This window comes from Saccharothrix coeruleofusca (assembly GCF_014648515.1).
GTDB classification, from domain to species: Bacteria; Actinomycetota; Actinomycetes; order Mycobacteriales; family Pseudonocardiaceae; genus Actinosynnema; species Actinosynnema coeruleofuscum.
The window spans coordinates 93,369-119,890 of record NZ_BMRG01000021.1 but is presented as its reverse complement, the minus strand read 5'-3'; the positions used below and the strand labels follow the sequence as shown (position 1 = coordinate 119,890).

Sequence of the window (26,522 nt, the reverse complement as noted above, 5' to 3'; positions counted from 1 at the left end):
CCACGACCAGACCGTGCTGACGGTGCCGAAAACCCGCTTGTGCCACCCGCCATGCCCGCTCGCCACCCGCGATCAGGCCCTCCAACCGCTCCGGCCGGACCCCCGCCGTCTCCGACCGGTCGGCGAGGTCGGAGGAGAAGACGAACGCGACGTCACGGGGCACCAGGTAAACAGTGCCCTCGGGCTCACATCCCACCTGCCGCACCGCCTCGCACACCTGCGCGAAACACTCGATCTCCGTGCCACGCGGGTACACCGCGACCGTCAGGTGCGGTGGGTGGGGGTACAGGCGGAGCACTGTCACTCCTTATCGATCGGTCGTCCGGTCGGCTTGGACCACGAACGGCTTGCCCTCGATACGCGTGATGCGCGCGTGCGTCGGGCAGTGCTGCTGTTCCGCGGAACCGTCTTGGTGTTGCCCCATGCAGCGTGCTGTTGTGGCTGTGCGAGGCATTGGCCGGGTCTGCTTTCAAGGAGTCACCGCATGGCGGACCGTTCCACGGCCTGGACTCGATACCGTCCCGGTGTGACGCCGAACTCCTTCTCGAAGGCGTGTGAGAGCGAGTACGGACTGCTGTAGCCGACTCGGCCTGCGATCGTGGCCAGGGTGTCCGAGGTGTTCCGGAGCTGGGTGGCGGCGAGGATCAGCCGCCACCACGTGAGGTAGGCCATCGGCGGGCGACCGACCAGGGTGGTGAACCGGCGGGCCAGGGTGGGGCGGGAGACGCCCGCCTCCGCGGCCAGGCGGTCGTTGCTCCACGGGGCGGCAGGGTTGGCGTGCAGCGCCCGCAGGGCGGCGGCCGTCACCGGGTCGCCCAGCACCCGTGGCCACGTTCCGCTGGTGTCCTCGGTCATCCAGGAACGGATGATGTAGACGAGGAGGAGGTCGAGCAGGCTCGGCAGCGCGATGCAGGAGCCAGCCCGCTGCTCGTCCAGCTCACCGGCGAGCAGGTCGATCGCGGCGCGGAGTTCGAGGTGGCTGCCCACCCGGTTGGGCAGGTGGACGACTTCGGGCAGCTCCGTCATGAGCGGGTGCAGGCGGCTGCAGTCGAGCCGGTACTTGCCGCAGACCATCTCCGTCGTGTCGGGCTCGGGTTGATCCGGCGATCCCGCTCCCGCCACCCACTGCTCGAACGGCACCGCCTTCTGCCCGGCGATCGTCGCGTCGATCGGGGAATCAGCGATCACGTGGCCGGCGCCGTGGGGCAGCAGGACCGCGTCACCCACGCCCAGGTGCACCGGGGCGCACCCGTCGGGCAGCAGCCAGCAACTGCCCTTCAGGACGACGTAGAAACCCGCGCCGTCGTACGGGTCGAGCCGCGCGCACCAATTTCCCCTCGTCCGCACCCGGTGGGACGAGGGGTACCCGAGGTGCACAGCGGAGATCGCGTCGCTCACCACATCCACTCGCGCAGGATATCCCCACGTATGAGGCGTGAGACGAACGCTTATCCAGATGAGCAGAACGCGCATTGTGAGGGTCACTTGACCTTTCTTAAGGTCGAACACGTGACGACTGAGGACGAGCGCGTGCAAATGATGGTGCTGGGGGATGTCGAGGTCATCCGGCTCGTGGAGTGGCAGAAACCGTTCGCGCCCGCTTCCGGCATCGTGCCGGAGGCGACCGCCGAGGTGTGGCAGGACAACCAGGACTGGCTGGCACCGGACCACTGGGACCCGGACAGCGGATGGGCGGTGCTCGCGCTGCAGACGTGGGTGCTGCGCAGCGGTGGGCGGACCGTCGTGGTCGACACGGGAGCGGGGAACGGGCGGGAGCGGCCCGGCATGCCGCCGTTCCACCGCTGCCAGGGTGATTTCCTCGGTCTCCTGGCCAGGGCAGGGATTCGCCCGCAGGATGTCGACGTCGTCGTCAACACCCACCTCCACGTCGATCACGTCGGCTGGAACACCGTTGACGCGGAAGGGGAATGGGTGCCGACGTTTCCCAACGCCCAATACCTCATCCCTGCGGCGGACGACTTCCACTACGGTCCCGACAACGGGTACGGGAACGGTCTGCAAGTGGTCGACCGCATGATCTACGAAGACAGCGTCGCGCCCGTCCACCGGGCCGGGCAGGCCGTGCTGTGGGACGGTCTGCACCGCATCGACGAACACCTCACGCTGGAGTCCGCGCCCGGCCACACCCCCGGTTCCTCCGTGCTGCGGCTCGCGTCCAAAAGCGACCGGGCCGTCTTCGTCGGGGATCTGGTGCACAGCCCGGTCCAGCTCCTGCGCCCCTGCTGCAACAGCAACGCCTGCCTGGACCCGGAACAGGCGGTGGCCAGCCGTCGCCGGATTCTGCAGCGCGCGGCTGACGAACGCGAGCTGCTCGTCCCCGCGCACTTCGGCGGTGCGGGTGCGGTGGAAGTCCGGCAGGCTGGTGACGGGTTCGTCCTGGGCCCGTGGGCGGCAGCCAAGAGCGTCAACCCCTGAGCGAGCCCTCCGTCATGACACCCACGTCGACCGATCAGCCCGCGACCAGGGCGAGTCGGGCACTCGTCCCGGTTCTCTCCTTCACGGGCATCGTGGTCGCGGTGACGCAGACCATGCTCGTCCCGGTGCTCAAGGACCTGCCGCGGTTGCTGGGCACCGAGCCGGGCAACACGACCTGGGTCATCACCGCGACCCTGCTCTCCGGTGCGGTCGCCACACCGGTCATCGGCAGGCTCGGCGACCTTCGCGGGAAGCGCCGCATGCTGCTCGTCAGCCTCACCGCGATGGTCGTGGGCGCGCTCGTCAGCGCCCTCACCAGCGACCTGACCGCGATGATCACGGGCCGGGCCCTCCAGGGCTTGGGGATGGGCGCGATCCCCCTCGGCATCGCTCTGATGCGCGACGTGCTCCCCCGCGAGCGGCTCGGCTCGGCCATGGCGCTGATGAGCTCCTCCATGGGGGTCGGCGGCAGTCTCGCCCTGCCCGTCGCGGCCCTGGTCGCCCAGCACGCCGATTGGCACGTCCTCTTCTACGGCAACGCCTGCCTCGGTGTCCTCTGCGTCGCCGTCACCGTCTTCGTCGTCCCCGAGTCGCCGATCCGCGCGCAGGGCACCTTCGACGTCCTCGGCGCGGTCGGGCTGTCCGCCGGTCTGGTCCTCTTCCTGCTGCCGGTCACCAGGGCCGGTGATTGGGGCTGGACCTCCGGCACGACCCTGGGGCTGTTCGCCGCGGCGGCCGTCGTGCTCGTCCTGTGGGCCGTGGTGGAGCTGCGGTCGGAGGCACCGCTGGTGGACCTGCGCACCGCGGTCCGCCCCGCCGTGCTGCTCACCAACCTGACCTCGCTCGTGGTCGGCTCCTCGTTCCTCGTCGTCTCGCTCGTCCTGCCCCAGTTGCTCCAGCTGCCCAGGGCCACCGGCTACGGCCTCGGCCAGTCGATGGTGGTCGCGGGTCTGCTCATGGCGCCGCTCGGCCTGGTGATGATGTCCACGGCCCCCGTCCACTCCCGACTGGCCGCGAAGTACGGCGCCAAGGGCACGCTGATCCTCGGCATGGCGATCATCGCGATCGGTTACGGCGCCGGTCTCGGCCTGATGAGCGCGCCGTGGCAGAGCCTCGTCACCGTGGTGGTCCTGGGCGCGGGCATCGGACTGGCCTACTCCTCGTTGCCCGCCCTGATCGTCGGCGCGGTCCCCGCCTCGGAGACGGGCGCGGCCAACGGGCTCAACACCCTGATGCGCTCGATCGGCGCGGCGGTCTCCAGCGCCGTCATCGGCGTGGTCCTCACCGACACCGCCAACGACGTGCACGGCGTCGCGATGCCGACCATGCACGGCTTCCGCCTCTCCTTCCTGATCGCGGCGGGCGCGATGGCGGTCGGCCTGCTCATGGCCCTCTTCCTGCCCCGAGTTCACCCGCCTCACCGCAGCGCCGGTACACCGGCGCCGTTGGGTGGATCGGGAACGCCCGAGTCGCATTGCCCGGCTCGGTAAGACCGGGCCGGACTCGGGACGCACTCACGCAGTTCGCCCGAGGACGCGGTTTTCAGCGCGTGACGTGTTGCGAGACGGACAGTTGGCCCACCACAGCGACTGGGGATCGACCTATACGTCCATCTTCGTGGTCGCGCCGCCCCGCGAGCGGCCCCGTCAAGCCGGGAGGGGTGGGTCGACCGGTTGCCGGTCGACGCTCGCGCGCAGGGAGTGCAACGCCTCCGGCAGGAGATCGCGCAAGGTTCGGGTCTCGTCCGGTCGCGTCCACTTCCGGAACGCCGCCTGCTGCGCGAGCATGGCGGCACCGGCGGCGAGGAACGCGGTCTCGGGATCACAACCCCGCGCGTGCAGCACGGCGGCGATGGCCTCGGTGAGCGCGGCGTTCTTGCCGAGTTCGCGCTCCTGCAACTCCGGGTTGGCGGCGACAACGGCGTAGCGGCGCGTCACCACGGCACGCTGGTGCTCGAACATCCTGTCGGCGACGGCTCCCAGCGCGCGCACGACGGCGTCGAGGGGCGGCAGGGTGTCGTCACCGGCCGCGATCTCGCTGATGATCTCTTGTTGGAGCTGCGAGCTCAACACGAACAGCACCTCGCGCTTGTCGGCGAAGTGGTTGAAGAACGTTCGCTGGGTGAGCCCTGCCCGCTGGACGATCTCGGCGACCGTCGTGCGCTCGAACCCCTGTTCGTCGAAGAGCTCCAACGCGGCGGTCTGCAGGCGCTCGACTGCGTCCGGCTTCCATCGCGGCATGCCACGAGCCTAGCGACTGCACAGTGTGCAGTCACCAGTGCTACAGTGACTGCACAAACTGCAATCACCCCAGGAGGCTGCTCCATGGCTCAGGTGTCGATCGTCGGCCCCGACGGGGGCGAGCTCATCGCCAACGGCCCGTCTCGTATCCGGATCCTCGAAGACGGCAGCAACACCGAACACCGCCTGGGAATCGGCGAAGTCGTCATCCCCCCGCACACCCCCGGTCCTCCGCAACACCGCCACGCGCAGCACGACGAAGGCTTCTACGTGCTCTCGGGCAACGTGCGGTTCACCATCGGGCAGGACGACTACGACGTCGTCGCAGGCACGTGGGTCACGGTCCCGCCGGGCGCGCCGCACACCTTCGCCAACCCCGGCGACGAGCCCGCGGTCATGCTGACCACCTTCACGCCGGACCTGTACGTGCAGTACTTCCGCGACCTCAAGGCCATGGTCGAGTCCGGGCAGCCCATGACGCGCGAGACCATGGCGCCGATCTGGAAGAACTACGCCACCGAACCGTCCACCGAGTTCGCACCGTAACCCCTGCCCGCACCGCTTTCGCCAGGTGCCGCAGGCATCGGCTTCGCAGCGGACGACGCGCTGTTCGACACTCCGCTGTCATCGGTTGAGCAGGATCGGCTCGCGGAGCAGGACCAAGCCCCTCGGCGCCGGGTCCACCGCTCGAACGGCTCGATCTCGTCGACCGATCCCTCCGCCCCTCCGGTAGGCCGCGCCGGTCCCGCGTCGAAGCCCCGTACCCGGCGGCGGCCAGGAACGCGTCTGCAAGTACTACCCGTCACCCTCGGCGGGCCGCTCACTACTACCCGTCCACCGGGGCGGGTAGTAGCTATGCGCTCGGAAAGGGCGCTCGGGTAGTACTTGCAGACGCGGTGGGGCTAGTAGGCGAGGGCGACGTCCTCGGAGGACGGGGCCTGGTCATGGGAGTCGACCCCGTTCAGGCGCGCGGTAGAGCAGCCGCAGCAGCGCGAGGCAGACGGCCTGCACACCGAGGGCGATCGCGGCGTGCACGGCCCAGGCGCCGACGAGCGTGGGACCACCCCAAGCGCCGCCGAGGACGATCGGGTCCGCGGTGAAGGGGTGGCCGATGGCGCCCACGGTGTCCGGCCACAGCGGGTAGAACCAGCCACGGGCCGCCAGGTAGACGACGAGCAGCACGAGGGGCGACGCGGCGAGCGCGCGGACGAAGCCCGGTCGTGGGTGGACACCCAGGCGGACGAGAAGTGCTGTCATGGCTCGAACGCTAGGCGCGGGCGCACCTCACGTCGTCATACCACCGTCCGGTCCTCCGGGTCATACCCACGTACTACCCACGCCCGCCCCCGGAGTCAGCGCGCCTTCGCCGCTGCCGCGGCCTCGCTCGCGCTTCGCGCGATCATCGCCAGGTCGTCGACCGCGGCGATCATCGTGAAGCCCGCCGTTCTGAGGTGGACGGCGCGCTCCACCGATCCCGCATAGGCACCCGCCACGAGACCGTTGGCCCGGCAAGCGCTGACCACCCGCCGCAGCGGGGAGTCCTCGCTGTCGTCGGCCAGCAGCTCGGCCGGGTCAAGGCCGAGCGCCAGCGACAGGTCGAACGGGCCGACGAAGATGCCGTCCACGCCGTCCACGGCCGCGATGTCGGCGACCGCGTCCAGACCGCGAACCGTTTCGACCATCACCAGGCACAGCACGTCCTCGTTGGCCCGTTCCGGCACCGCGGCAGTCAAGGCGTCGGTGGACCGGATCGGTCCGAAGCTGCGCGTCCCACGCGGCGCGAACCGCGCCGCCGCGGCGGCTGCCCGCGCCTGCTCGACGCTGTCGACCATCGGGACGATGATCCCGTCGGCACCGCTGTCCAGAGCCCTGCCGATGAGTTCGGGACGGTTCCAGGCGACGCGGACGAAGGCGGGAACGCCCGCCGCGCGCACGGCGGCGATCAGGTCGGTGTTGTCCCGCCCACCCGCGGCGCCTCCGTGCTGCTCGTCGACGCAGGCCCAGTCGAATCCGCCGGCGGAGGCCGCCCGGACCACCCGCGCGTCGGTGCTCCCGACCCACAGCCCCGTGCCGAGATCGCGTGGCGCGTCCGTGTTCCAGCCGGTGCGGGTCATCGCGTCTCCCCTGGTCGTCGTTGAAGCACCGTAGCGCCGCTCATGCCCCGCAGTGGTCACGACCGCTCGGGAGTGCCCGATCCCGCACGTCCGCCAACCGGCCATAGATCCATAATGCGAATATGAAATTGTTGCCCGTCACCGCGTCCGGCACGCAGGTCGCCTACCTCGACGTCGGGGCTGTCGGTGGACGCACGAGCGTCTACCTCGGTGGCCTGGGGTTGGCGAGCACCGTCACCTTCGCACCGGTCATCGGTCACCCCGCGCTGGCGGGCCGTGGTCGGCACGTGCTGATCGACCTGGTGGGCAGCGGCTGGAGCGACCACGACGACGCGTTCTCCTACACGATCGAGGAGCACGCGGCCGCTGTCGCGGCGGTGATCGACGCGCTCGAACTCCGCGCGATCACGCTCGTCGGGCACTCACTGGGCGGTTCGATCGCGATCAGCCTGGCGACGCAGCGCCCCGACCTGGTCGGTGAGCTGATCGTGGCCGAGCCGAACCTCGACCCCGGCGTCGGGACGATGTCGGCGCGGATCGCGAGCTTCGACGAGGACGCTTTCGTCGCCGGCGGGATGCGGGACATCCTCGACGCCGAGGACACCACGGTGGGTGCGCGGACGCTGCGCCGGTGGTCACCACGCGGATTGCACCGCACCGCGGTGTCGTTGCTGGCCGAGCGGCCTGCCAGCTTCCGCGCGCAGCTGACCGCGCTGCCCATGCCGAAGCGCTACCTCTCGGGCGAGCTGACCGGCGAGGACCTCGACGCTCTGCGCGCGGCAGGCTGTGACGTGCGCGTCGTGCCCCGTGCCGGGCACTTGATGATGGATGACAACCTGGACGGGTTCGTGGGGCTGCTGACCGATCCGGGCGAGGGCGCCTCGGATTGACCGGTGGCAGACGACCGGGACGAGGACGGTCCCGCAGGGCGCGCCGGTCGACCACGAAGCCGTGCGGGGCGCAGGCCGCGAACAAGTCGAGCACCTCGGGCAGCGTCAGCACCCAGTCGCGAAGGGACTGGTCAGCCGTGCATCGTTCCGCAGGAGCCCCGGAAGGCGCGGGTCGACCGGATTAAATTCGCTCGATTCAAAGTTTCCTGGTAGAAAATTCGAACGGTGTGGCATTTAGCCACTTTAATGGCTAGCTTCTGCGCCCATGTTCGCACGAATGAGCAGCCCCACCGTTCGCGGAGCGGCGATGGTCCTGGGTGCCGCGGTGCTGTGGGGCACCGTCGGCCCGGCCCAGGTCCTGGCCGCCTCGGACGCCGATCCCCGCGCGCTCGGCGCCGCCCGCCTCGTCCTGGGCGGTCTCGTCCTGCTCGGCGTGCTCAGCGCCACCGGCCGCGGCGAGCCGGGCCGGTGGCGCCTGCTCGGCCACGGCGCCACCCCCGGTTGGCTCGTGCTCGCCGCCGTCTCGACGGCGGCCTACCAGGTCGCCTTCCTCAGCTCCGTCGCCCGCGCCGGAGCCGCGCTGTCCACCGTCGTCGCCCTGGGGGTCGCGCCGCCCGCCGTCGGAGCGCTGGCCAGGATCGCGGGCGCCGAACGGCTCACCCGGCCCTGGCTGCTCGGGACCGTCGCGGCGGTCGCCGGGACCGCGCTCCTGCTGCTGCCGGGAGCCACCGTGCGCGCCGACACCACGGGCGTGCTGCTCGGGGTCCTCAGCGGGATCTGCTACGGCGTCTACACCGTCGCCGCCAAGCGGCTGCTGGACAGCACCGCCCCCGCCTTGGTGGCGGTCTCCGCGACGCTCGTCCTGGGCGGGGTGGTGATCCTGCCCTTCACCGACGGCCTGGAACCGCTCGCCGAACCGAACGCGCTCGCCCTGGTCGGCTGGTTCGCGATCCCGGCGACCGCGATCGGCTACCTGCTCTTCGTGTCGGGACTGCGGCACGTCACCGCCGCGACGGCCGGAACGCTGAGCCTGGCCGAGCCGCTCGTCGCGGCGGTGCTGGGCCTGGCCTTCCTCGGCGAACACCTGCCGTGGCCCGCGGGCGCGGGTGCCTGCCTGCTGCTGGCAGGCCTCGTGGTGGCGACCTCGCCCGCCCCCGATCGGCCGGACACCGCGCCGAACGAGCCCACCCGAACCACCCCGACGTCGTGAGCGACTGTCGCCGCGACTGCCCGGCAAGGAACCCGGCCCTCTTCTGCCGCGCGTGCGGGAAAGACGTCCGCGACGGAGCGTGGTCGCTATATTACTGCCGTGACGGAGGGTGAGGGGAGACTGGTCGCTGCGCGATACCGCCTGCGACAGGTCCTCGGTCGGGGCGGGATGGGCGTGGTCTGGCGTGCGCACGACGAGTACCTCGACCGGGAGGTGGCCATCAAGGAGATCGTGCCGCCGAGGGGGCGAGTGATCCGGGAGGACGACCCGGAGGTGCGGCGCGCGCTGCGGGAGGCCCGAGCCGCCGCGAAGTTGAGCAAGCACCCCAGGGTCATCACGGTCTACGACGTGGTGACCGACGGCGGTGGCCTGCCGGTGATCGTGATGGAACTGCTGCACGGGCGCTCGCTCAGCGACGCCTTGGCCGCCGACGGGCCGATGCCGCTGGACAGGGCCGCGCGGATCGGGATCCAGGTCCTGGAGGCCCTGGACTACGCCCACAGCAACGGCGTGCTGCACCGGGACGTCAAACCGGGCAACGTCATGCTCGTCGATGACCAGGTCGTGCTCACGGACTTCGGGATCGCACTGATCGACGGGGACTCGGTGCTCACCGCGACCGGGCAGCTCCCCGGGGTGCCGGAGTACATATCGCCGGAGCGCATCCGGGGCGAGGAAGCGCTGCCCGCGGCCGACCTGTGGTCGGTCGGCATCATGCTCTACGGCATGGTCGTCGGCCGGACGCCGTTCTCCAGGGGGGACGTCCAGGCCACGCTGGGGGCGGTGCTGTCGTGGGAGCCCGCCCCCGACCCGAAGGTCGGCCGGTTGGCGCCGGTGATCGACGGGCTGCTGCGCAAGAAACCCGCCGAGCGCATGACGGCGAGGAACGCGATCGACAGGCTGACCGAGATCGCGGCCGTGCCGTCCCCGGCGCCGCCGGGGACCAGGGTGCGGCTGGAGTTCCCGACCAAGGTGGTCAACCCGGCGGGCGAGCTGACGGTCGCCCACGGGACCGTGCCCAACACCCGCACCGCGGTGCCGCCCTTCCTGCCGCCTCCCGCTCCGGTGCGCGGCGTCGCACCGGACGCCCCCACGCTCCCCCCGGCCCCGCGGCCGCGGTCCAACCGGGGGCCGCTGATCGCGATCGGCGCCGCGGTGATGGCCGTGGTGGCGGCGGTGATCCTGGCGAACCTGCCCCTGGGCGACCGGAGCGCCGCGTCGCAGTCCTCCGGCCAGTCCCCGACGCCCACGGCGGGCGCTCCGGACGTCACGCTGAAGAACTACCAGGAACGCCTGGGCTTCGAGATCGGCGTCCCACCCGACTGGCGGCGCGCTTCCTCGATCGACGGCGCGCTCAGCTCCGTCACCTGGGAAGGCCAGCGGACCGACCCGAAGGTCGGCGCCTTGAAGGTGGAGGTGCAGCGGCGCACCGGCGAATCCGGGGTGTCGGCGATCGAGGTGCTCGAAGCCGACGCCAGAGCGCAGAGCACGAGGCAGCAGACCTCGGACTACCGGGAGATCGAGTTGTCCGGCAACGCCTCGTCGGCGAACTTCGAGTGCGCCTACCGCGCGGGCGGCTTCCACTACCGCACCCGTACGAGGGCGGTGGCGTCCGGGGCGCTGTTCAAGCTGACCTTCTCGCTGTACGCCGCCGACCAGGAAACGCTCGCGCGGCACTGGGCGGCGGCGGAACCGCTGATCGCCGAGATCCGGGGCAGCTTCCGCCCGGTCGGGTCGTGAAATCGCAGGTAACGCGGCCGGGGACCGGTCCCGAAACGCCGTCGTTAGCATCCCGCTCCATGATCAGGAAGCACGCCGCGGCACGTGCGAGCCAGCCGTTCGTCCTGCTCGCCGTGGTGTGCGCGGCGGTGGTGGTCGCCGTCGTCGGCGGAGTGACCCCACCGCTGTCCGCCGCGAGGTTCGCCAACACCGGCCACTGGATGTACAACTCGGTCCTCGGGATGGTGTTCCACGTCGACGGCGCGACGGCCAACGTCGACGCCGGGTTCCCGATGGACGCCGAGGTGGGCAGCCAGGTCCTGCAGAGCGACACCAGCGGCTGGGTGGTCGGCCCGAACCGGATCACCGAGTTCGACAAGGAGTCGCAGTCACAGCAGCAGTCGGCGAAACCGCCCTCGGACGAGATCCCCGTGGGCATCGAGGTCGTCGGTGGACCGTACGCGGTCTACCGCGACACCGGCCGGATCGTCCGGCTCGGCGACCCGGCCGCGTCGATCCCCACCGGTGGTCCGATCGGCACCCCGGTGGCCACCCCGGACGGCACCCTGTGGTTCCACCGCACCGGGAAGGGGCAGATCTGCAGGCTGGCCAAGGACGGGATCGAGGTCTCCGGCTGCCCGGTCGCCGCGCCGCCGGACCACGCGGGCGCGCTGACCGTCGTGGACGGACGGCCCGCGTTCATCGACCTGTTCACGAGCAGGCTGCACACCATCGACGGCGACACCCTCGGCGAGGGCGTCGAGCTCGGCGTCGCGCTGTCGCCCAACTCCCGACCCGCCGTACAGGACGCGGACGGCAGGCTGGCCATCCTGGACCAGGGCTCGACGCAGAGCAGCCTGATCCTGGTGGACACCAGGACCTCACCGGTCGAGTCGGTGACGGTGGCCCTCGGCACCGGGGACTACGACGGCCCCGTGTCGACCCGCGAGGTCGTCACGCTGGTGGACCGGCGCAACGGCACCGTGCTGACCTACGGCGTGGACGGCAGGAGGAAGGACGAGAAGCCGTTCAGGGACAAGGCGGGCGAGTCGCGGCTGGTGCTGGGCGAGGACGAGCGGGTCTACGTCGAGGACAGCACCGGCACGCAGGTGCTGGTGGTCGCCGAGGACGGCAGCGTGACCGACGTCGACCTGACCCGGCGGGCCGCCACGCCGACCGGGAAGCCGGACTCCCCGTCCGCCGAGCAGCCGGGGCGGGCCGGTGATCCCGGCGACGAGTCGCGCCGGGCGCAGCGCTCGGCCGGGCTCCCCACGCCCACGACGCGGGCGCAACCGCCACCGGTGCCCCCGAGCCGTCCCGGCGCCCCGGTCGGGGTGGCCGCGCGGCCCGGCGACGGTTCGGCCGACGTCACCTGGGGGGCCGCGCCGGACAACCGCGCGCCGATCACCTCGTACGTGGTGTCCTGGCGGGGCAGCAACGGCCAGACCGGGTCCGTCCCGGTCGGCGGCGGCGCGGGTGGACACCGGGTCAGCGGCCTGACCAACGGCGTGAGCTACACCTTCACCGTCGCCGCGACGAACCAGGTGGGCACCGGCCCCGGCGCCTCGACCGGCCCGGTCACGCCGAACGCGCCGGTCTCACCGGCCGCGGCGCCGGTCAACCTGCGGCCGAGCTACGACGCGAACGCCCGGCCCGCCCGCGACGTCACGCTGACCTGGGCGCAGCCCGCCCTCAACGGCGGCACGCTGGTGCACTACGAGGTCACCGCCACCGGCCTGGGCACGCAGCAGGTGACCGGGACCAGGGTCGTGTGGCAGGTGCGGGCGTCCCAGGCGGTCACCTTCACGGTGGCCGCGGTGACCAGGGCGCCGAACGGGCAGCTGCTCACCGGCGCGCCCGCGTCGGCCACCCACGAGCCCGCTCCCCTGCCGCGGCTCACCCTGAGCAAGGGCGCCCCCACCGAGGAGAGCTGCGGTGAGAAACCGGACTGCGCGTGGATGCACGTCGTGCTGACCGGGTTCGACCCCCGCACCGCCTACCTGGTCAAGCCGTACAACAACGCCGGTGACGGCTACACCAACCCCGGGCACACGGTGACGACCGACGCCAACGGGAACGAGACGATCGACCAGTTCGCCTACACCGGTCCCGGTGAGACGGTCTGGGTCGAGGTGGTCCTCCCGGACGGCACCCCCATCCGGTCGAACACGGTGGTCTGGTGAGCTCTCAGATGGAGGAAAGGGCAATCGTGACGCAGACTCCCGGTCAGGTCTACGAGCTGATCGCGGCGAACGTCCAGAACGTCGTCCGGGGCAAGCCCCAGGTCGTCCGGCTGGCCGTGGCCGCGCTGTTCAGCGAGGGGCACCTGCTCATCGAGGACGTGCCGGGACTGGGCAAGACCACGCTCGCCCGGTGCCTGGCGCGCAGCATCGGCGGCACCTGGAACCGCATCCAGTTCACGCCCGACCTGCTGCCCGGTGACATCACCGGTGTCCAGGTCTACCACCAGGGCGACGAGAAGTTCGCCTTCCACCCCGGCAGCGTGTTCGCGAACGTGGTGCTGGCCGACGAGATCAACCGCGGCACCCCGAAGACGCAGTCGGCGCTGCTGGAGGTGATGTCGGAGCAGCGGGTCACGGTCGACGCGGTGCGCCACGAGGTGCCCCGGCCGTTCCTGGTGATCGCCACGCAGAACCCGATCGAGATGGCGGGCACGTACCGGCTGCCGGAGGCGCAGCTGGACCGGTTCCTGATGCGGCTGCGGATGGGCTACCCGGACCGGGCCTCCGAGGTGCTGGTGGTCATGAGCGACCGCGCCGGGATCGACCCGGACGAACTGCGGGCCGTGGTGGACATTCCGACGCTGCGCGACGCCATCGCGCAGGTGCGCGCCGTCCGCATCGAGCGCGCGGTGGTCGACTACGCGACGAGCATCACCTCCGCCACCCGGCAGCACTCCGAGGTCCGCTACGGCGCGAGCCCGCGCGGCACCATCGCGCTCGTCCGCGCGGCACAGGCGCTCGCGGCGACGTACGGGCGGGCGTTCGTGACGGTCGACGACATCAAGGAGGTCGCGCACCCGGTGCTCGACCACCGGCTGATCCTCAAGCCGGAGGCGGAGCTGCGGCAGCGCGAGGCCGAGGGCGTCGTGAGCGACCTGCTGGCCGAGATCCCGGTCCCGGTCGCGGCCACGACCGCGCCGGGAGCCTGACCGTGCGGCTGACCCGACGTGGTGCGTGCACCCTCGTGGCCGCGGTCGTGCTCGTCGCGCTCGGCCTGGCCGGGGGTTACCCGCTGCTGGTCGCCCTGGGCGCGATCGCGCTGGGCGCGGTGGGCGCCGCGATCGGCGTCGCGGGCCGCAAGCCGAGGGTGGAGGTCATCCGCGAGCTGTTCCCCGACCGGGTCGAGCGGAACGGCCGAGCCGTGATCACGCTCCGCGTCCACAACCCCGGCACGCGGCGGCAGGGCGGCTTCACCGCGGTCGACCGGGTCGGCGAGGACCGGGTGACCATCGCGGTCCGGCCGCTGGCGGCCGGTGCGGAACAGCCCTACCTGAACGAGTTGCCGACCGGGCGGCGAGGCAGGCACGAGGTCGGCCCGCTGACCCTGTTCCGGGCCGACGCGCTCGGCCTCGGCCGCTCCGAGCTGTCCCTCGGCGGGACGGCGACGCTGTGGGTGTACCCGAGGACGCACCCGGTCGGCGCGGTCACCGGCGGGCTCCCGCTGCACCACCACGACGGGGAGGCCACGGAGACCTCGCCGCGGGGGTCGCTCGACATCCGCGAGGTGCGCCCGTACGTCCCCGGTGACGAGGTCCGCCACCTGCACTGGAAAGCGACGGCCCGGACCGGGCAGCTGATGATCCGCGACTACGCCGACCCGCACCAGCCGCAGTTCACCGTGCTGCTGGACGACCGGCGCGAGATCACGGCGCCGGAGTTCGAGGAGGCGGTCGAACTCGCGGCGTCCCTGATCGTCGCCGCCGCCGAGGCCGACCACCGGTGTCGGCTGGTGACGCCGGGCGGGGTCGACGTCGCCACGGACTCGGGGTGGGACGCGGTCCAGCGGTACCTGGAGCAGCTGTGCGTCGTGGCGCGGACCGAGGAGGCGGGCCTGCCGCTCGTGCCCGGCGCGCTGGCGCGGGCGGGCGGCGGCACGCTCGTGGTGATCTCCTCGGCGGTGACCGTCTCGCCGGACGACCGCGCGGCGCTCGTCGGCGTGCGGCCCCGGTACGGGGACGTGATCCTGGTGGTCGGGTCGACCGGTGCCGCGCCGGCGGCGCCGGGGGTGCGCGTGCTGCGGGCGGCGAACGCCGTGGACGCGATCCGCCAGTGGCGGACGGTGATCGCATGACGAGGACCCGCGTGGTCTGGCTGCTGCTCGCCACGGCGGTGCCGGGTCTGCTGTTCGCCCCGGTGTTCGGGCTGTGGGCGCTGGTGCCACCGGTCGCCGCCGCCGTCGTGGCCTGCTACGCGGCCTTCGAGCTGTGCCTCGCGGTTGCCGCGCTGCGGCCGTGGCGGCCCCTGCTCGGGCTGCTGGCGGGCGCGCTCGCGCTGGTCGAAGTGGCGCTGTTCGACACCACGCGAAGCGGCCTGCCGACCCCGGACAGCCTGGCGCGGCTGGTCGCCGGTGTGACCGAGTCCTGGCAGCTCACCCTGCAGTCGACGTGGCCGGTGCGGCCGGAGGCGGACCTGCTGCTGTTCGTGCCGCTGCTGGTGCTGCTCACCGCGCTGGTGGGCGTCGAGCTGCTGCGCTGGCCCGCGGCGGCCGTGCTGCCGAGCCTGGTGCTGCTCGTGCTGAGCCAGACCTTCGTGGCCGTGTCGGGCGCGGTGGCGACGCTGGTGGCGCTGGCCTACGGCGTCGCGGTCGCGGGGCTGTTCCTCTCCCCCGCGCGCTCCGCCGTGGCGCTGACCGCCGGGTTGAGCGTCGTGGCGGGCGTCGCCGCGCTGGCGGTGCCGACGGGACCGGCGTACTCGGTGCGGCAGAACCAGTTCGCCCACGTTCCGCTGCCGAGGGAGGTGAGCCCGCTGACCGAGGTGGCGGCGCGCTTGGCCGACCCGGACGCGGAGGTGTTCCGGTACACCAGCGACACCCCCGTGGACCGCTGGCGGCTGGTGGTGCTGGACGGCTTCAACGGCGTCACGTGGACGGCGAGCGACCGGTACCGCAGGCTGGGCGCGGAGATCACGCCGCCCGCCGGGGTGGCTGTGCCGACGACCCGGCACTCCGCGCGCGTGACGGTTCCCGGCGGACAGCGGTGGCTGCCGAGCCAGGCCATGCCCACCTCGGTGGCGGGCGCGGCGCGGCCTTTCGTCGACCAGGAGACCGGCACGCTGCTGCTGCCCGAGCGGGGCGGCCCGGTGACCTACGAGCTGCGCTGGAGGGAACCGTTCGGCGACCTTTCCGGCCTCGCCGACGCCGCGGTGTCCTCCGAGGTCCGCCCCGGCGACCTGGGCACCGTGCGGGAGGAGATCGCCGCACTGGCCGCCGAGGCCACCAGGGACGCGCGGCCGACGTTCCGGACCGCGCTCGTGCTGGAGCAGTACCTCAGCGGCAACTACAAGGTCGCGACCGGCTCGCAGCTGCCGACCGGGAGCGGCTGGCCGCAGCTGCGCGAGTTCCTCCTGGACACCAAGCGGGGAACCAGCGAGCAGTTCGCCGCCTCCTACGTGCTCCTCGCCCGGATCGTCGGCATCCCGGCCCGGTTGGCCGTCGGGTACCGCGCCCCCAGAGAACCGGTGGGCGGTGAGGTGGTGGTGCGCAACAAGGACGTGCTCGCCTGGCCCGAGGTCGCGGTGGAGGGCGTCGGCTGGGTGCCGCTCGACCCGGCGGGCACGGCGAGCGACGCGGGTCCGGCGCCGACCAAGCTGGCCGAGGTCATGGCGAAGGCCAGGGCCGAGTTGCCGCCGCCGGACGAGAAGCTGCCCGACCCGCCCGTGCCCGCGCCGGCACCGGTGGCGCAGCCGAGTCCTTGGGGCGGGCTCGGAGCACTGGCGCTGCGGGGACTGGCGGGCCTGCTCGTGCTGCTGGTGGCGGTGCTGCTCGCCGTTCCGGTCTGGAAGTCCGCCCGAACCCTGCGCCGCAAGCGCTCCACCGGCGTGCGCGGCGTGGTCGGCGCCTGGTGGGAGGCGCGCGACCTGCTGCGCGCGCATGGCGCCCGGATCACCCCCGGCATGACCGCCCGCGACCTCGCCGCCGTCTCCGAGGGTGCCGTCGTGGACGGCCTGCACCGCCTCGCGGTCCACCTGGACACGGCGTTGTGGTCGGGCGCGGGGGCGGACAAGGGCACGGTGACGGCCGCGTGGGAGGCCGTCGCGGAGATCCGGGCCGCGCTGGCCCGGCGTCCGCTCGGCGCGCGGATCAGGGCGGTGTTCGCGATCCGATGAGCCAACTGCTCGGCAGGGGCCCGGTCGCCGAGGTGTACGCCGTCGACGGGGTCGCGTTGAAGGTGTTCCCCGGCAAGTTCGACCGGCGCGCGCTCTCGGTGATCGAGCGGGAGAGGGCCAGGCTCGCCGAGCTGTCCGCGCCGGTGCTGCCGCTGGACGGCATCGAGCTGGTCGACGGCACCAGGCACGCTTTCCGGATGGAGCTGTGCGCGGGCTCGCTGGCCGACCGCGTGCGCAGGGAGGGGCCGCTGTCCTCGGAGGAGGTGGACGCCCTGTGCGGGTCCTTGTCACGAGCGCTGGCCTCGGCGCACGCGCTCGGCGTGCTGCACGGCGGGATCACCCCGGCGAACGTGCTGTTCCGCGCGAACGGCGAGGTCGTGCTGGCGGACTTCGGCGTGGCGCAGCGGCAGCAGTTCCGGCGCGATCCGCTGGCGGGCATCGAGTGGGTGTCGCCGGAGACGCTGCGCACCGGCGTGGTCGAAGCGGCGACCGACGTGTACGGCCTCGGCGCGGTGCTGCACTTCGCGCTGACCGGGAGGTCGCCGCACCCGAGCCGGATCGGGGAGCTGACCGGCGAGCGGATCCTGCGCGTGCTCAGCGATCCGGTGCCCGCGGTCAGCAGGCCCGACGTCCCCGTCGCGCTGTCCACCGCCATCGGCCGGATGCTGGCCCCCGATCCGGCTCGGCGGCCCGCGCCCGCGGCGGCCGACACCCCGGCGGCCCCGCTCGCCAGGCCTGCGCGGCGGCGCGGGTACGCGGCTCTGGTGGCGGCACCGGCCGCCGCGCTGGCGGTGGTCCTGTGGCTCCGCGCCACGCCGGAGCCGCCCGCGTCGCAGCCCCTGCCGCCGGTCGCGGAACCGGCGGCACCGGTGGTGGAGCTGGACGAGCCCACCGATCTGGGCGACAAGGTCTCGCTCCGCTGGACCTCGACGGACGACCGGCTGTACTTCGCCGTCAACTACTGGGCCGAAGGCGAGCCGAGCCGGACCGAGCCCGCGGAGTTCAGCACCACGGTGACGGTGACCGTCGAGCCCGACCGCAAGTACTGCTTCCTGGTGCGCGGCACCAGGGGCGGCGACCAGATCTACGAGAGCCAGACCGAGAGCGTGCGCGGGGCGGTCTGCCACAGGTGAGGAGGTCGGCTCGTGGAGCCGAAAGTGGAGCACTCGGACGGATTCCTGCTGCCAGGGGGCCATGACAGCCTGACCCGCGGCGTCGCGCGCGCCGTGCCGGGGTCGGTGCACGCGCTCGCCCTCGGCGGCGGGTACGCGGTCGGCCCCAGGGACGGCCGGACCGTCTACTTCGGACGCAACCGCCCGCTGGTGCACGTCTGCGTGGGCGAGGACGACCAGCAGGTCAGCCGCAGGCACGGCGAGCTGACCCACCGCCACGGCCGGTGGTGGCTGCGCAACACCGGGCGCAGGCCGATCCGCCTGCCCCGGTCGCAGTGGCTCTTCGCCGAGGACGGCGCGATCCCGCTGACCGAGGGGTACACGCCGCTGCACCTGCCCGGCTCGCGGGACCGGGAACACCTGCTGGAGGTCTACGTCACCGGCCTCGACGGCGATCAGCGCCGCTCCCGCCACGACGCCGACACCGACCCGCCACGGCCGTACGCGCTGACCCCGGACGAGAAGCTGATGCTCGTCGCCCTCGGCCGGAACTACCTGCTGCGCGAGCCCAACCCCAAACCGCTGACGTGGAAGGAGGCGGCCCTCTGGCTCGCCGAACTCCAACCAGACGCGGGGTGGACCGCGAAGAAGCTCGAACACCGGGTCGGCGCCGTGCGCGACCGCTTGTCCCGCCGAGGGGTGCCCGGTCTGACCCGCGACGAGGTCGGCGAACCCGTCGGCAACGCCCTGAACGACAACCTCCTCCGGGAGCTGGTGCGATCGACCGCGCTCGTGCCGACGGACCTGGAGCTGCTGGGCTGAGAGCACGGGCGGAGGCCCGCCTCGGGCGGCGCGGATGCCGCGGTTCGGCCGGTGGACGCCCTGACCCGCCAAACCGGTGATCGGCCCGCCGCTCCGACCGGCCCATCCGGCACGGCCGCTTGGCGGTGTCGCCGGCGACGCCACCGGCCATCGCACCAGGACCTCCGAGCCGGCCGACAGCCGACCGACAGCCGACCGGCGCGCGTCCATTGTGGACAAAATGGGGTGGCGCATCCCACAGGGCGCACCGGTTGGCAAGCCCGCCGGACTGTGACGGTGGACGCGCTCGGACGGCGGTAGGTGCCCAGGTATGCGCTTGCCAGACTCCAGAGGTCCAGACCAACCTTGGAGTGGAGGACCTGTGCGGAGTTCCACCAACCGCAAGCGCATCGCCCGGACTGCCGCCGCCTTGGTCGCGGCGGCAGGCGCGCTCGTCGTCACGGCGGGCGCGTCGGCCGCCGCCACCGGAGCCCCGGCCGCGCCGGTCCCGGCGGACGCCTCCGCGTCCGCCGGTTGCGTCACCACGGACATCCACCTCGACCCGGCGGCGCGGGAGGTGGGCTGGACGGTCGAGTGCGCCGACCGCCGGTACGTGTTCGCCGACATCACCGTGTTCGCGGGCGGTGTGGCCGACAGCAACCCGCGGGAGGCGAAGTGGGTCGAGGCCGGGGGCACCTGGCAGGACCTCAACGTCTACCCGCAGACCACGCCGCCCATCGACCACCTCTGCGTCCACCTGGTCAGCTACGTGGACCCGAACGACCCGTTCGAGCAGCCGCAGGTCATCGGGCACGCCTGCGTGTGACGCCGGACCGCCCGCGCACGAGCGCGGGCGGGAGCGCCTCAGCCGTTGGCGGGGCGGCGCAGGACGACCAGGGCCACGCCGACCGAGGGGGCGCCCTCGCTCATCGCCCGCAGCTCCTCCGGGCTGGGCGCGATCTCCAGCACCTGCGTGATCTCCGGCGGAACGTCGTTGTTCGCCGCGTACTCCCGCAGCGGCCCGTAGAACCGCTCCTCGGTGTACCTGGTGTGCAGGGTGATGTCCTTGACCTCGACCACCTCCAGGCCCGCTTCGGCGGCGAAGGTCGGGTAGTCGGACTCCTTGATCAGCGGAGCGGTGTGCCAGGACTCGCCGACCTCGGCCAGGTCCTCCTTCTTGCGCGCGTTGGCCTCGGGGTCCCGGTCGGTGAAGTCGGTGAGCGCGATCACGCCGCCCGGTCGCACCACCCGCGCGAACTGCCGCAGCGCCTGGACGCGGTCGGGCATGCACACGATCGACTCGAGCGCGAAGACGTGGTCGAACGAGTTGTCCGCGAAGGGCAGGTCCATGGCGTCGGCGCGCTGGAACCGCACCCGGTCGGCGACCCCTTCGCGCTGGGCGCGCTCGTTGGAGACCTCCACGTCCCTGGCGCTGATCGAGATGCCGGTCACCTCCGCGCCGGTCCTGGTCGCCAGGCGCACGCCCGGCCTGCCCTGACCGCAGCCGACGTCGAGCACGTGCTGGCCCGGCTTGGCGCCCAGCTTGTCGGTCAGGATGTCGGTGAGCCGGTCCGCCGCCTGCTCGAACGTGCTCTCGTCGTCCGGCCCGGTCCAGTAGCCGTAGTGCGTGCTGCCACCGAGGAACTGGGTCATCAGGTCGTTGGTGGCGTCGTAGAACGTGCCGACTTCCTCGGGCTTGGGCAGCGACACATCGGTGGTCATGAAGATCTCCTAGGCAGGAATCGCTTGATGTGGACGGGCGGTTCCCGGGGCGGCGCCCCGGAAGTCATCGGTTCCCGCGCGGTGTCAGGAGGACACGGCGAGCGGGAGGGTGTGCGCGTTGAACATCTGCGCGGTGCGGATGAACGCGGGCGGTTCGTCGGGCACGGTGGCCAGTTCGGAGAAGCGGTCGAGCAGGACGTTCAGGGCGACGCGCCCTTCGAGCCGTCCCAACCCGGCGCCGACGCAGAAGTGGATGCCGCGCGAGAAGGTCAGGTGGGGGTTGGGGTTGCGCTCCGGGCGGAACTCGGTCGGGGCGTCGAACACGCGGGGGTCGCGGTTGGCCGGGCCGAGCCACACCATCACCAGCTGGTCGGGCGGGATGACGACGCCGCCGAGCTCCGCCTCGGCCGCGGTCACCCGCGAGGTCACCGAGAACGGCGGCAGGTAGCGCAGCGACTCCTCGATCACGCCGGGCAGCCGCGACCGGTCCTGCCTGGTGCGCCGGAACTCCTCCGGGTGCGCGTCCAGGCACAGGACGGTGTTGCTCAGCATCATCGTCGTGTTCAGGTGCCCGGCGAGCAGCAGCGTGTCGACCAGGCTCGCGACCTCCTTGTCGCTCAGGCGCTCCCCCTCGACCTCGGCGTGCACGAGCCCGCTGAGCAGGTCCTCGCGCGGCTCCCGCCGCCGCTGGTCGATGAACTGCTGGAGGTACTCGGCGAACTCCTTGTGCCGCTTGATGACGGTCTTGGTGACCTCTTCCTGGCCTTCGAACCGGCCGACCAGAGTCACGTCGTCCGAGGTGGCGGGCATCAGCGACTCGGCCTGCTTGCGGAACAGGTCCCGGTCGGCGGCGGGAATGCCCAGCAGCTCGCAGATCACGATGACCGGCAGCGGGTAGGCCAGCGCGCTGACCAGTTCGAGCCGGTCCGACACCTCGGCTTCGTCGAGCAGCTCGTGGGTCAGCGCCTCGATCTTGGGCTCCAGGTCGGCCACGACCTTGGGGGTGAAGGCGTGGCTGACCAGCTTGCGCAGCCGGGTGTGCTCCGGCGGGTCCATGTAGAGCAGCTCGTCGTAGGTGTGCTCCGGGTTGTCGACGCCGAGCTCGGGGGCCATCAGCCGCTGGAGGTTCGACGAGAACACGCGGGGTTTGCTCAGCAGGTGCACGATCTCGGGGTGGCCGTACACGTGCCACATCCGGGTTTCCGGGTCGTAGTCGACGGCCTTCGGGGGTTCGATGCCGCGCAGCCAGAACTGCCGCTCGTCGACACCCCACTCGTCGAATCTGGCGATGATGTCAGGCATCCTTGTCCTCCTGGTGCCCGCGGTGCGCGGGGTCCGGTGCGTAGAGCGCGTCGCACAGCCGCAGCACCTCGTCCAGCGACCGGGGCGCTGTCATCACCTCGGTGTGGCTGGCCGTGTCGACGTCGATGACGCGGAAGTCGTCGATCTGCTCCTGCCACCCGCGCCAGTACTCGACGCCGTCCATGCCCGGCAGGTCCGGGTTGGGGAACAGCACCATGTACTCCTCGTAGTCGCCGAAGAAGCGACCACTGCCGTTGCGGAAGTAGTAGCAGCGCACCGCGTCCCGCCGGGGGAGCGGATCGACGACGTGCTCGTTGGTGTGCAGCACCTCGAAGTACCGCGCCAGCCTGGTGACCTGCGCGCGCAGCTGCGCCTCGGTCTTGGTGGTCCCGGCGGCCAGCGCGGCGGTGATCAGCGAGTCGAGGAACCGCGGGTAGGGCAGGCTCGGGTCCACCTCGTCCCGGTGCAGGATCGGGGTGGTGCCGTCGTTGGCGTCCAGGCGGTTGTTGCCGAGCACCACGTTGACCGCGCGGTACGCGCAGATCTTGGCCACCGCGTCCGGGTCGGTTCGCCCGCCCTGCATGGTGGTGTTGACCCGGTTCGTCGCCTCGGCGTCCAGGGTGTCGAGCATGACCAGCGTGTTCACCTCGGCGCCCCGCAGCTGGAGCTGGCGGACGACCTCGTAGGCCAGCAGACCGCCCAGGGAGTACCCGCCGATGTCGTAGGGCCCCTCCGGCTGCACCGCGCGGATGACGGAGGCGTAGTGCTCGGCCATCGGCACCTGGCCGCTGAGGATCTCGCCGGAGCCGCCCCAGCCCTTCGGCTGGATGCCGTAGAAGGGCCTGCGGCTGCGCTCGGCCAGCGGCCGGTAGGACTCCACTCCCCCGTTGCCGTGGTGGATCCAGAAGACCGGACGGCCCTGGCCGCCCCGGTCCATCCGCACCAGCTCGGGGAACTCCTCCGCCGTGGTCCGCGTCTGCTCGGCGGCCACCGCCGCGCCGACCCGGTCGACGATGTCGCGCAGGGTTTCGCACTCGGCGATGACGTCCATGGTGATGCCCGCGTCGACGTGCTTGCGCACCGAGGACAGGAACTGGGCCATGAAGATCGAGTCGAAGCCGTAGCGCCGCAGCGGCACGTCCGGTGCCAGCCGGTCGGGGTCGACTTCGAGCACCTCGGCCAGCAGTTGCGCGATCCGGTCGGCGAGCGGGGCGGAGGTCGGGGCGGGCTCGACGGGTTGCGCGCCGGGCGCCCGCTCGGCGACGGGTTCGCCCGTGCTCGGGCGCGGCTGGCGGATCAGGCCGTCGCTCTCCGCGACGAGGACCTGCTGGCCCAGGTCGTCGGCGCCGTCGGCGGCGGGGAACGCGCCGCGGAAACCCGCCTCGGCCAGCAGCCGCTGCCACGTGGCCGGGGTCAGCACGGGTGTGCCGGGGACGCGCGGCGCGGGGTCGTCGTAGCGCCACCAGCCCTCCAGCAGGCCGAAGGTGAGGTGGCTGAACAGCGTGCCCTTGCTCAGCTCGTTGAGCAGCAGGACGCCGTTGGCGCGCAGGGCGGCCTTGGTGTTCCGCAGGGTCGTGCGGATGTCCCGGGTGGCGTGCAGGACGTTGGTGGCGATGACGACGTCGAAGCCGCCGACGGGGATCGGCTGCCCGGCCAGTGGCCGCTCGACGTCGAACAGCCGGGTGTCCAGGTAGGGCGTGGTCGGGCCGAACTCGCGCCGGGCGTGCCGCAGGAACGCCTGGGAGATGTCGGTGTAGCAGTAGGTCCCGATGTGGTCCTGCCACGGCCGCAGGTGGCGGAAAACGGTTTCGCTGGTGCCACCGGTGCCCGCGCCGATCTCCAGGACGCGCAGCTTCACCCCCTGGTCCTCGGCGACGCGGTGCCGCACGTAGTCGACCAGCGTCCCGGCCAGGACTTCGTTGAAGTAGTCGGCGACCGGGTTGGCCCGGTAGAGGCCCTCGACCAGCTCGACCGACGAATCGGGGAACAGCACGTCGGTGGCGGGGCGGCGGCCGGTGAGGATGTCGCCCATGGCGCGCAGCGCCGTGTCGACCAGCCTCGCCTGCGCCCTGGTGGACTCCTCGGCCAGCCAGCCGTCACGGGCCCGCTCCCACTCGGCCCAGGCGGCGGCGGTGTCCGCGGCCGGACCGCCCGCGCGGCGGTAGCGCCCCTCGCCGTCGTGGCGCAGGTGGCCCGCCTCGGTCAGCACGTCGAGGGTGTGCCGCAACCAGCGGTCGTACCGCTCGGCGATGCCGCCGTGGGCGCGCCACTGCGCCGCGGTGGCCGCGCGGTCGTCGTCGAACAGGCCCAGCGAGCGCAGCACGGCCCAGGTGATCCGCACCAGCGCGGCGTCCAGCGCCTCGTCGTGCCCGGCGACCCGCTCGCGCAGCCGGGCGAGCTCCCGCGTGCGGTCCGGGCTGCCCTCGCGCAGCGCGGTGATCAGCGCGGGTGTGCGGTCGGCGAGCGGTTCGACCGCGTCGTCGCCGCGCAGCTCGTCGAGCACCCGCGGGTCGGTCACCTTCACCAGCGCCAGCCGGGCGTGCCGGGAGCCCATGAGCGTGTCGTAGGTGGCCATCCCCTCGGCGGGTTCGATCGAGTCCACGCCCGCCCTGGCCATCCGCTCGCGGTGCTCCTCGTCGGCGACCACGCCGACACCGCCCCAGTAGCCCCAGTTGACGACCTTCACGGGGCAGGCGAGCCGGGTGCCCAGGTGCTCGGCGTAGGCGTCGGCGAAGGTGCAGCCCGCGGCGTAGTTGGCCTGCCCGGCCGAGGTGAGCAAGGACTGCAGCGAGGAGAAGAACACGACGAAGTCCAGCGGCTGGTCGGCGAAGGCGTCGGCGATGTTGACCGCGACGTCGGCCTTGGCCGCGTAGGTGGCGCTGAACCGCTGCTCGTCCATGCGGGCCAGGCCGCGGTCCCCGAGCACGATGGCCGAGTGCAGCACCCCGCGCACCGGGCCGTGGCGGCGCACGATCTCCTCGCGGGCCCGGCGCAGCGCCGCCGGGTCGGTGGCGTCGGCCTGGACGTAGTCGGGCTTGGGGCCGTGCGCCGCGAGCCGGGTGCGCCGGGCTTCGATGTCGGCGTCCAGCGGCCTGCGGCCGATCCACACCACGCGCACCTTGTGCTTGCGCACCATGTGCTCGGTCCAGGCGGTGCCGATGCCACCGGCGCCGCCGATGGCGACGACCACGTCGTCGGGTTGCAGGTTCGCGTGCACCGGCTCGGTCGGGCCGGACGCGCCCAGCTCCAGCAGGCGCTGCCGGTACCACTCCCCGTTGCGGCGCGCCAGCAGCGCGCCCTGCGGCTGAGGCCGCAGCGCCAGCACGTCGTCCCACGGCACGGGGGCGTCGCCGGGGATGTCCACGACCCGCACGGTCCACTGCGGGTACTCCTTGGCCAGTGCGCCGAACAGGCCGTGCACCCCGGCGCAGGCGGGGTCGACCGCGGTGTCGCCGGGCAGCAGGCGGGCCTGCTCGGTGACCACCGTCCAGCCCACCTCCCCGGCGTCGGCCCCGGTGGCCAGCATTGCCTTGACCAGGCGGAAGGCCGTCAGGGTCGGGGCCGGGGCCAGCCACACGACGTGCTCGGCGTCCGCCGGGACGCGGGCGGCCAGGTCCTCCACCGCGTCGGCCGCGTCCAGGACGGTGGTGTCGGGGCAGCGGCGGCGGAACTCGGCCTGCTCCTGCGGGGTTCCGCCGAGCAGGACCACCCGCGCGCCCCTGGCGGGCCACTGCGGGGCCCGGTCCTCCGGCACCGCGTCCCACACCGGCGTCATCAGGTGCGTTCGGGACGGCTCCGGCCGGGGCGCGGTGCGGGTGCGGAACCCCACCATGCGCACGCAGACGCGGCCGTCGGCGTCGCACACGTCGACGTCCAGCCTGCGCAGCTCGCCCCCTCGGTCGTCGGCGTTGCCGCGGATGACGACCCAGCCCTCCGCGGGCGTCGCGGCGCGCACGTCGACCTCCCGCACCGCGAACGGCAGCGCGAGCCGGGCCGCCGTGCCGTCGTTCTCGCCCAGCCACACCCCCAGGACGGCCTGCAGCGCGCCGTCGAGCAGGGCGGGGTTGAGCACCAGCGGCGACTCGGCCTCGCGCGGCAGGCTCAGCCGCGCCACGGCGATGCCCTCGTCGTAGTGCAGGGAGCGGACGGTGCGCAGCGCCGGGCCGTAGTCCATGCCGATGCGCTCGTACATCCGGTAGAACCCGGCCGCGTCCAGGCTGTGGGCGCAGCCGTCGCGCAGCCGGTCCACCTCCACCGCCTCCTCGGTCCGCGCGGTGTCGACCTGGCCGGTTCCCTGGGCGTAGACCGCCTCGTCACCGTCGATGCGGACCTCGAACGCGCGGGCCCCGGTCTCGTCCGGCGGCTCCAGGCGCACCTCGACGCCACGCGGCTCGGTGACCTCGATCGGCCGCAGCCAGCGCACGTCGCGCAACCGCACGCCGGTGGCGGGGCCGCCCTCGGTGAGCGCTTCGCGCGCCAGTTCCAGGTAGGCCACGGCGGGCAGGGTCGGCACGCCGCGCAGCCGGTGGTCGCGCAGGTAGTACTCGCCGCCGTCCAGCACGCGACCGCGCCGGGGCGCGGGCGCGGGCGCGGGCTGCGAGCCCCGGTCGGCGATCCAGAAGCGGCGCA

General features: G+C 72.6%; 20 protein-coding genes. 13 read left to right on the top strand and 7 right to left on the bottom strand.

Annotated features, from left to right (window positions below):
- Window positions 1-477 precede the first annotated feature (477 nt).
- Complete coding sequence (locus tag IEZ00_RS32080) at window positions 478-1,407, bottom strand: AraC family transcriptional regulator (RefSeq protein ID WP_189227120.1); 930 nt, start codon at window positions 1,405-1,407, stop codon at window positions 478-480.
- Window positions 1,408-1,509: 102 nt separating this feature from the next.
- On the opposite strand from IEZ00_RS32080, the gene IEZ00_RS32075 reads away from it, so the two are divergent.
- A complete protein-coding gene (locus tag IEZ00_RS32075) occupies window positions 1,510-2,436 on the top strand; it encodes an MBL fold metallo-hydrolase (RefSeq protein ID WP_189227119.1) in 927 nt (308 codons plus the stop codon).
- Window positions 2,437-2,450: 14 nt separating this feature from the next.
- Window positions 2,451-3,926, top strand: coding sequence for an MFS transporter (locus tag IEZ00_RS32070; RefSeq protein WP_189227118.1), 1,476 nt, complete (start codon window positions 2,451-2,453; stop codon window positions 3,924-3,926).
- Between the two features lie 156 nt (window positions 3,927-4,082).
- Here IEZ00_RS32070 and IEZ00_RS32065 read toward each other — a convergent pair whose 3' ends face one another.
- Window positions 4,083-4,676 (bottom strand): TetR/AcrR family transcriptional regulator, encoded by a 594-nt coding sequence (locus tag IEZ00_RS32065; protein ID WP_189227117.1) that lies wholly within the window; start codon window positions 4,674-4,676, stop codon window positions 4,083-4,085.
- Between the two features lie 84 nt (window positions 4,677-4,760).
- Here IEZ00_RS32065 and IEZ00_RS32060 point away from each other — a divergent pair, with 84 nt between their 5' ends.
- On the top strand, window positions 4,761-5,222 hold the full coding sequence (locus IEZ00_RS32060) for a cupin domain-containing protein (RefSeq protein WP_189227116.1): 462 nt from the start codon (window positions 4,761-4,763) through the stop codon (window positions 5,220-5,222).
- 396 nt (window positions 5,223-5,618) lie between these two features.
- On the opposite strand, the gene IEZ00_RS32055 is transcribed toward IEZ00_RS32060, so the two are convergent.
- Both IEZ00_RS32055 and IEZ00_RS32050 read right to left on the bottom strand, forming a co-directional pair.
- Complete coding sequence (locus tag IEZ00_RS32055) at window positions 5,619-5,933, bottom strand: hypothetical protein (RefSeq protein WP_189227115.1); 315 nt, start codon at window positions 5,931-5,933, stop codon at window positions 5,619-5,621.
- A 95-nt stretch (window positions 5,934-6,028) separates the two neighbouring features.
- Window positions 6,029-6,790, bottom strand: coding sequence for an HpcH/HpaI aldolase family protein (locus tag IEZ00_RS32050; protein ID WP_189227114.1), 762 nt, complete (start codon window positions 6,788-6,790; stop codon window positions 6,029-6,031).
- 122 nt (window positions 6,791-6,912) lie between these two features.
- On the opposite strand from IEZ00_RS32050, the gene IEZ00_RS32045 reads away from it, so the two are divergent.
- From IEZ00_RS32045 to IEZ00_RS32000, 10 genes are all read left to right on the top strand, one after another.
- On the top strand, window positions 6,913-7,680 hold the full coding sequence (locus IEZ00_RS32045) for an alpha/beta fold hydrolase (protein ID WP_189227113.1): 768 nt from the start codon (window positions 6,913-6,915) through the stop codon (window positions 7,678-7,680).
- 307 nt (window positions 7,681-7,987) lie between these two features.
- Window positions 7,988-8,890: a DMT family transporter gene (locus tag IEZ00_RS32040; RefSeq protein ID WP_229796307.1), complete on the top strand. Its 903-nt coding sequence runs from the start codon at window positions 7,988-7,990 to the stop codon at window positions 8,888-8,890.
- Window positions 8,891-8,989: 99 nt separating this feature from the next.
- Entirely contained in the window at window positions 8,990-10,630 is a 1,641-nt protein-coding gene (locus IEZ00_RS32035; protein WP_189227111.1) for a serine/threonine-protein kinase, read from the top strand.
- A 59-nt stretch (window positions 10,631-10,689) separates the two neighbouring features.
- Complete coding sequence (locus IEZ00_RS32030; RefSeq protein WP_189227110.1) at window positions 10,690-12,792, top strand: fibronectin type III domain-containing protein; 2,103 nt, start codon at window positions 10,690-10,692, stop codon at window positions 12,790-12,792.
- Between the two features lie 26 nt (window positions 12,793-12,818).
- Window positions 12,819-13,781 carry an AAA family ATPase gene (locus tag IEZ00_RS32025; RefSeq protein ID WP_209620255.1) on the top strand — a complete coding sequence of 321 codons (963 nt, stop codon included), beginning with the start codon at window positions 12,819-12,821 and terminating at the stop codon, window positions 13,779-13,781.
- Between the two features lie 35 nt (window positions 13,782-13,816).
- Window positions 13,817-14,923: a DUF58 domain-containing protein gene (locus tag IEZ00_RS32020; protein ID WP_229796306.1), complete on the top strand. Its 1,107-nt coding sequence runs from the start codon at window positions 13,817-13,819 to the stop codon at window positions 14,921-14,923.
- Complete coding sequence (locus IEZ00_RS32015) at window positions 14,920-16,956, top strand: transglutaminase domain-containing protein (protein ID WP_189227108.1); 2,037 nt, start codon at window positions 14,920-14,922, stop codon at window positions 16,954-16,956. Before IEZ00_RS32020 ends, IEZ00_RS32015 begins: the two co-directional genes overlap by 4 nt.
- Window positions 16,953-18,089 carry a serine/threonine-protein kinase gene (locus IEZ00_RS32010; RefSeq protein WP_189227107.1) on the top strand — a complete coding sequence of 379 codons (1,137 nt, stop codon included), beginning with the start codon at window positions 16,953-16,955 and terminating at the stop codon, window positions 18,087-18,089. The genes IEZ00_RS32015 and IEZ00_RS32010 overlap by 4 nt, the downstream gene beginning before the upstream one ends.
- A gap of 12 nt (window positions 18,090-18,101) precedes the next feature.
- A complete protein-coding gene (locus IEZ00_RS32005; protein WP_229796305.1) occupies window positions 18,102-18,890 on the top strand; it encodes an FHA domain-containing protein in 789 nt (262 codons plus the stop codon).
- A gap of 361 nt (window positions 18,891-19,251) precedes the next feature.
- Complete coding sequence (locus tag IEZ00_RS32000; protein ID WP_189227106.1) at window positions 19,252-19,695, top strand: hypothetical protein; 444 nt, start codon at window positions 19,252-19,254, stop codon at window positions 19,693-19,695.
- A 38-nt stretch (window positions 19,696-19,733) separates the two neighbouring features.
- Here IEZ00_RS32000 and IEZ00_RS31995 read toward each other — a convergent pair whose 3' ends face one another.
- The 3 genes from IEZ00_RS31995 to IEZ00_RS31985 all read right to left on the bottom strand — a co-directional run.
- Window positions 19,734-20,591 (bottom strand): methyltransferase domain-containing protein, encoded by an 858-nt coding sequence (locus tag IEZ00_RS31995; protein WP_189227105.1) that lies wholly within the window; start codon window positions 20,589-20,591, stop codon window positions 19,734-19,736.
- 84 nt (window positions 20,592-20,675) lie between these two features.
- Entirely contained in the window at window positions 20,676-21,893 is a 1,218-nt protein-coding gene (locus IEZ00_RS31990; RefSeq protein WP_189227104.1) for a cytochrome P450, read from the bottom strand.
- Window positions 21,886-26,522, bottom strand: a 4,637-nt coding sequence (locus IEZ00_RS31985) for an SDR family NAD(P)-dependent oxidoreductase (protein ID WP_189227103.1), incomplete at its 5' end; no start/stop codon positions are given. The genes IEZ00_RS31990 and IEZ00_RS31985, both read right to left, overlap by 8 nt.

Coding starts and splice junctions, on each gene's coding strand:
- IEZ00_RS32070 (WP_189227118.1), top strand. CDS start 2,451: ATGACACCCACGTCGACCGATCAGCCCGCGACCAGGGCGAGTCGGGCA.
- IEZ00_RS32065 (WP_189227117.1), bottom strand. CDS start 4,676: ATGCCGCGATGGAAGCCGGACGCAGTCGAGCGCCTGCAGACCGCCGCG.
- IEZ00_RS32060 (WP_189227116.1), top strand. CDS start 4,761: ATGGCTCAGGTGTCGATCGTCGGCCCCGACGGGGGCGAGCTCATCGCC.
- IEZ00_RS32055 (WP_189227115.1), bottom strand. CDS start 5,933: ATGACAGCACTTCTCGTCCGCCTGGGTGTCCACCCACGACCGGGCTTC.
- IEZ00_RS32050 (WP_189227114.1), bottom strand. CDS start 6,790: ATGACCCGCACCGGCTGGAACACGGACGCGCCACGCGATCTCGGCACG.
- IEZ00_RS32045 (WP_189227113.1), top strand. CDS start 6,913: ATGAAATTGTTGCCCGTCACCGCGTCCGGCACGCAGGTCGCCTACCTC.
- IEZ00_RS32040 (WP_229796307.1), top strand. CDS start 7,988: ATGGTCCTGGGTGCCGCGGTGCTGTGGGGCACCGTCGGCCCGGCCCAG.
- IEZ00_RS32030 (WP_189227110.1), top strand. CDS start 10,690: ATGATCAGGAAGCACGCCGCGGCACGTGCGAGCCAGCCGTTCGTCCTG.
- IEZ00_RS32015 (WP_189227108.1), top strand. CDS start 14,920: ATGACGAGGACCCGCGTGGTCTGGCTGCTGCTCGCCACGGCGGTGCCG.
- IEZ00_RS32010 (WP_189227107.1), top strand. CDS start 16,953: ATGAGCCAACTGCTCGGCAGGGGCCCGGTCGCCGAGGTGTACGCCGTC.
- IEZ00_RS31995 (WP_189227105.1), bottom strand. CDS start 20,591: ATGACCACCGATGTGTCGCTGCCCAAGCCCGAGGAAGTCGGCACGTTC.
- IEZ00_RS31990 (WP_189227104.1), bottom strand. CDS start 21,893: ATGCCTGACATCATCGCCAGATTCGACGAGTGGGGTGTCGACGAGCGG.